Genomic DNA, 6,425 nt, shown 5'->3' with positions numbered 1-6,425 from the left:
GGATATTCTCTTCGTGGCGGCTGCCGATTTTGCCGAACACGGCTATCCTGAAAATATCAATGAAGATCAATCTAAAGTGGTAGTCGATAAAACAATCGAAGCATAAATAGTTAAATAGTTATCATTTCTATCACCTACATAAAAGGATGACCGTTCCTCAGCTGAGGAACGGTCATCCTTTTATTTCGTCCTATAAACCTATTTTAAAGATCTACCGATACTTTAACCGTGAATATTTTCAGTACCCGTATAGCTATGCTCCGGTGTAATTGTCACTACATAAGATGGATCCATGGCCTGCAAAATATTAGTAATTGATTTAGCAATCACATCCATCCGTTGACGATCGTCGTAAGGTACAACCAAATCAAATATGATATGTAATTTATCATCGCTTTGCACAGTTCGTAAATCATGAAGGCTCAATTTCTCATCATACGCCTTAACAACCGAGTGAATCTTATCATATAAAGCCATAGATTCTTTTGTGATTAAAAGCGGATCCATATGAATCGTCAACTGAATATATAACTGTTTACGCGCATCTCGTTCAATGCGGTCAATCAAATTATGACTTTTTATAACGTCTTCTTTCGCATCTACTTCGACATGAATGCTGGCAAAAACATGACCGGGGCCGTAATCATGAATCATCAAGTCATGAATGCCTAAAACGCCCGGATAGGATTTTACAAAATTGGCAATATCATTAACCATTTCCGGACTCGGTTCATTGCCCAACAAACGATTGATGGCATCGGACAATACATGATAACCTGCACGAGCAATCATTAAGGATACGATAGCACCTAAATAACCGTCAATAGGAAAATCTAAAAGCCCTCCTACCAAAAGACCTACGGTAATGCCTAAAGTTGCCCACACATCGGACAAACATTCCAAACCGTTGGCCTGCAAAATCGGTGAATTAATACGAATCCCCACATTTTTGAAGAAAGTGTAGAGCCAAACCTTTAGACTCATGGCACATAGCATCACAACGAAAGCTAACACCGAAAACTCAACCACTTGCGGGTTCATGATTCTATCGAAGGCTTCCAAAAATAATTGCGTTGCCAAAACAAATAAGAGTATGGAAAAACCAATAGATAACAGATATTCGATTCGACCATGGCCATAGGGATGCTCCCGATCTGCTTGCTTAGCAGAAAAACGGAAGCTAAAAAAAGATATAGCCGAGCCGCCCGCATCAGCCACATTATGGATACCATCACTAATCATGGCAATGGATCCAACCAGCAAGCCGACTACAATTTCACCTATACAAATAATTAAATTCGTAATAATACCTACAAGACTTGTTAAATTACCATATCTTGTGCGCACCGTCGGTGCTTTCACACTGTCATAATCTTTAACAAACCATCGTATTAACTGCTCTTGCATATATTGCCACCCACCAATTTTAAACCTTTAAAATCACACACATAACTCAAAACACATCAACGTCAAGCCCAAAAGGGACATAAAATGCGTCGTGCCGTGTCAATTACTCGACCTGTGCACTCATCTCTCAATGAATAATCATTATCTACTTAAGATAGTATATACCATTTCTCAATGATTATCAATATGTATTTTTGTAAAAAATACCCTCCTCAAGAAACGTATGATAAAAAGTTTGTAAATAAAACTTCTACTATATAATACGCCTCATTGAGGAGGGTTTCAAATTATATTATGTGTTTAAAATATTGAATTTTTGAATTTTAAAGTTCAGCTTACCAGCGATGCTCATAGTATACTTGAGTCCACATTACCACTTCCGAAAGAGCCGGATGCGGAGCCATCGTTTCGCCCACAGTTTTAACGGAATGAGGATCCATTTTACGAACCAAACCTTCACTGCGAAGCTGCTTCGTCAACGCAGAACCGATTTCTTCATTAATCGCCGTTAACGGTGTGTCGCCACTGTTCATGAGGTTAACATATGGTTGGAACAAAATAGACGCTTGCGGCCCAATTACGTGAACTCCTAAGATATTATTCGTCTTAGTATCTACTACGATTTTTACAAAACCGTCGTTTTCATCACCCGGATCAAAGCCCATAGCAAAACCCTTTGCGGAAGAAGAATAGAAATTCTTGCCGGTTTTTACACTGTAACCCTGTTCAATCGCTTCTTTTTCAGTAAGACCTACATGACCTACTTGCGGATAGGTATAGGTAACGGCCGGGATTACATCATAACGAGCCCAACGGAAATCCTGCGGCGATGTTGCATGATACAAATTATGAGCAATAATATCCGCTTCATAGTTGGCCTTATGACGGAATGGTGCTTCCCCGTTCACATCACCCATAGCATAAACGCCGTCAACCGACGTTTCCAAAAATTCGTTAGTTACAATCCAGCCACCACGTTTAGTTTTGATGGAAGTATTTTCCAATTTCAATTCTTCCGTAGCCGGTTTGATACCGGACGCCATGAGAATTTCTTCCCCGCGCACTTCACGAATTTCACCGGTTTTACGGTCACGAATTACCACAACTTTTTCGCCGTTTTCAACACGTACTTCTTCCGGTTCCTGATTCAAAATGACTTCAATACCCAAACGAGTCAAATCTTTATAGATTTGTTCGGAAATTTCTTCGTCTTCCTTCGGAAGTAAACGCACATTATGTTGAATTAAAGTTACTTTCGTACCGGCTGCGGCAAATACGTGAGCAAACTCGGTACCGATAGGACCGCCCCCCATAACAACCAAGGATTTAAACGGTTTATTCGGATATTTATCACCGAAGAGGCTTTCACTGCTCATATAGCCAGCTTCTTCCAAACCTTTAAGCGGATTAATCTTAGTATGACCACCTACGCCCAATACGATAATCGGTGCGGTAATTTCTTCGGTCACTTCACCGCTGTTCATGGTAACTGTCAAAACTTTATCTTTTACAAAAGTAGCGGCGCCGCGATACAAATCAACATTATCGAACTTATCGTAGTAAGCTTCAACACCCTTGCTTTCATCGATTTTTTGCCAAACTCGTTTGGACATCAAATCCCAATTGATAGTAGCCGGTTGTACCTGCACACCGATTTTAGGCAGTTCCTCAATTTCACGAACCGCATCAGCTACGGTAACCATTACTTTGGTCGGAATGCAGCCGCGAGTCAAGCAAGTACCGCCAAATTTGCCTTTCTCAATAATAGCTACTTTTTTACCTTTAGCTATGGCTGCGTCGGCTACAATGGAAGCGCCGCCGGTGCCGATAACAATAAGATCATATGTCTTCATATTAAAACCTCCGTTTTAAATATTTTATGATTTACAATCAATAATTATAATCAATTACTTTATAACCTATTATATCATATCGATACATATAAATAAAGAGATGTATACATTAATTATTTCAAGTAATTTTGCAATTATATAGATGTTGATTTATACGTAAAAACTCTCTGTACCGGTACTTTATAGCGAGTTTTTTGTACCGATATACAGAGAGTTTTCACAGAGGCTATATCAAGTCAATATTCAAATTATATAGACCTTTATGAGGTCCGAACCGGGTACGCCCGGTTGAATCTTAAAGTATATCCTCTTATATCAAATTATGACCGAGAACTAAATTAAATATCGAGGTCTACAACAGCTTCTACAGCTTCCAATAAAGTACCGTCAGCAACAATAGCTGTTACTTTTTCTAATTCTTTGAACATTTCAATGTCTTTGTCATAGTCGATAAATTTATTGGATTCACGGACTGCTTTATAAGCAGCTGCTGTGCCCACACCTAATTGACCGCTGTCTTCACGTAAATCAATAGCCTGACAAGCTGCCAAGATTTCGGTTGCCACTACACGGCGAACGTTTTCAGCAATTTCCCCTGCCTTACGGCCGGCATGAGCACCCATGCTTACCAAGTCTTCCTGGTTTTCACAAGAAGGAATGGAGTCAACGGAAGCCGGATGAGCAAGTACTTTATTTTCACTTACTAAGGCAGCCGCTGCATACTGAGTAATCATGAAGCCGGAGTTTAAGCCGGAGTGTTTAACGAGAAACGATGGGAAACCGCTCAACGAATTATTGAGAAGCCGTTCCAAACGACGTTCCGAAATATTAGCAATTTCCGCTAAGCCGATGCCGAGGAAATCAAATGGCAATGCCATTGGTTCACCATGGAAATTACCACCGGAGATTACATCGCCATCCGGTAAAATAATCGGATTATCGGTTACGGAGTTAATCTCAATATCTACTTTTTCTTTTACAAAAGCCAACGCATCTTTGGAAGCACCGTGAACTTGCGGTACACAACGTAAGGAGTACGGATCTTGTACACGTAACTCACCTTGCTGCGTAATATAGGTACTGCCTTTAAGTAATTCGCGCATATTATGAGCCGTATCTAATTGGCCTTTATGAGGACGAATCGTATGAATGCGTTCGTCATAGGCGTTAATAATACCACTCATAGCTTCAGCCGATAAGGCCGCTGCTACGTCGCTTAATTTTAACAAGCACATACCTTCCCAAAGAGCCAAGGCCCCTACGGCTGTCAAAACAGGGGTACCGTTAATGAGTGCCAAACCTTCTTTAGCTTGTAAGGCAATAATAGGGATGCCCGCTTTATCCATAGCTTCTTTACCGGTCAAAAGCTGACCTTCATATTCCGCATCACCAAGGCCAAGCATCGGTAATACCATATGAGATAACGGCGCCAAATCGCCGGATGCACCAAGGGAACCTTTTTCAGGGATATACGGATGAACGCCTTTATTAATCATGTTGATTAACGTTTCCAAAGTTTCCAAACGAATGCCTGAGTACCCTTTTACTAATGCATTAGCACGAATGAGCATCATCGCACGAGTTGCTTCACGGCTAAATGGTTTACCAAAGCCACAAGAGTGGGTACGAATTAAGTTTTCCTGTAACTGCGAGCAATCTTCTTTGGAAATATGCACGCGGCATAAGGAACCGAAACCGGTGGTTATACCATATACAACCGAATTGCTGTTTACAATATTATCTACGATGGCACGTGATTTTTTGATGCTTTCTATAGCTGATTCTGCCAATTTGATTTTAGCATCATAGCGGGCAACCGCTACTAATTCAGCTAAAGTAAGATCATGACCTGTCAAAACAACTTCTTTAATGGATTTTACGGCTTTAATCATACGTTACATCTCCTATTACATCAATTTACTACGTCTATTTACATTGACCCGACATTCTTTGTTATTATAAACTGCTGAGAAAAACACTATTAACTGTGATTACCTGTTAACCAAGCATTAAAGCACCGATAACGCCGCCTACAAAGAGCGTAATATCGTAGAAAATAAAGGTTGGTACACAAGTATCCCAAATATGATTATGCTGACCGTCTGCATTCAAACCGGATGTCGGTCCCAACGTGGAGTCAGATGCAGGTGAACCGGCGTCGCCTAAAGCAGCTGCGATACCAATTAAAAGGATAATGGCAGGAACACCAAAACCTAATTCAAAGCCCATTGGAATATAAATGGAAGCAATAACCGGAATTGTACCGAAAGAAGTACCGATACCCATGGTAATTAATAAACCAACGGCTAACATAAGAATAGCGCCGGCCATTTTAGTATCGATAACGGAAGTTGTTGCTTCTACTAAAGATTGAACCGATTGAGTTTCACGAAGTACATTGGCATAACCGGCCGCAACGAGCATTACGAATGCAATGAAGCCCATCATGCGAACGCCACCGTCCATCATAAGGTCCATATCTTTCCATTTAATACAACCGGTAAGTAACATAACTAAGAGACCGCACATGGCCCCGATTGGTAAGGATTGGAAGTAAAGCTGAGCGCCAAAGGCAACAGCAGCACCCAATAAAGCCAACCAGCATTCTTTAGTCATAGTAACATCATCAGGATTTTCATCGGCACCGATAACCGGTAAATCTTCATAATGTCTGTCGCGAGCGTAGAAGAATACCGCAAGAACAAGACCTACCAACATGGAAACGCCGCCAATCCACATAACGGCTGAAATATCTTGAATAGAAACATCTACACCGTTTGCTACCATTTGGTCTTTAATAATTGTCATAAATAAAAGACCGAAACCAACCGGTAAGCTTACATACGGTGCTTTAAGACCGAATGTTAAGGCACAGGCTACAGCACGACGATCCAAATTCATATGATTCATTAATACCAAGAGTGGCGGAATTAAAATAGGAATGAATGCGATATGTACAGGAATTAAGTTCTGAGAGAAACAAGCTACAAAGGCAATTAAAAATACAAAGGCGATTTTCTTGTTCCCTACAACTTGAGTAATTTTACGGGATGCTACACCGGCCAAACCGGAACGACCGATAGCTACGGCCAAGGCACCTAACAAAATATAGCTCAATGCTGTTTCAGAGTTACCGCCCATACCGTTAATGAGCGATCCTACGGT

Annotated in this window: 4 protein-coding genes and 1 pseudogene (1 of these 5 running past the window's edge); 1 reads left to right on the top strand and 4 read right to left on the bottom strand. The window is 40.8% G+C overall.

What is annotated here, in order from left to right:
• Nucleotides 1-106, top strand: a pseudogene (sstT, locus tag QZL64_RS07480) (serine/threonine transporter SstT) (it extends 1,180 nt beyond the left edge of the window).
• Nucleotides 107-222: 116 nt separating this feature from the next.
• Here sstT and QZL64_RS07475 read toward each other — a convergent pair.
• The 4 genes from QZL64_RS07475 to QZL64_RS07460 form a co-directional block, all read right to left on the bottom strand.
• Complete coding sequence (locus QZL64_RS07475; RefSeq protein WP_021841385.1) at nucleotides 223-1,407, bottom strand: cation diffusion facilitator family transporter; 1,185 nt, start codon at nucleotides 1,405-1,407, stop codon at nucleotides 223-225.
• Between the two features lie 335 nt (nucleotides 1,408-1,742).
• Nucleotides 1,743-3,260, bottom strand: coding sequence for a dihydrolipoyl dehydrogenase family protein (locus QZL64_RS07470; RefSeq protein ID WP_021841384.1), 1,518 nt, complete (start codon nucleotides 3,258-3,260; stop codon nucleotides 1,743-1,745).
• 338 nt (nucleotides 3,261-3,598) lie between these two features.
• Nucleotides 3,599-5,152: a histidine ammonia-lyase gene (hutH, locus tag QZL64_RS07465; RefSeq protein ID WP_021841383.1), complete on the bottom strand. Its 1,554-nt coding sequence runs from the start codon at nucleotides 5,150-5,152 to the stop codon at nucleotides 3,599-3,601.
• Between the two features lie 106 nt (nucleotides 5,153-5,258).
• Nucleotides 5,259-6,425 (bottom strand): Na+/H+ antiporter family protein (locus QZL64_RS07460; protein ID WP_296309451.1); only part of this gene is annotated, 1,167 nt, incomplete at its 5' end.

The sequence above is a fragment of the Veillonella sp. CAG:933 genome (assembly GCF_000431435.1).
Lineage (GTDB): Bacteria > Bacillota > Negativicutes > Veillonellales > Veillonellaceae > Veillonella_A.
This window is presented reverse-complemented; position numbering and strand designations above follow the sequence as displayed.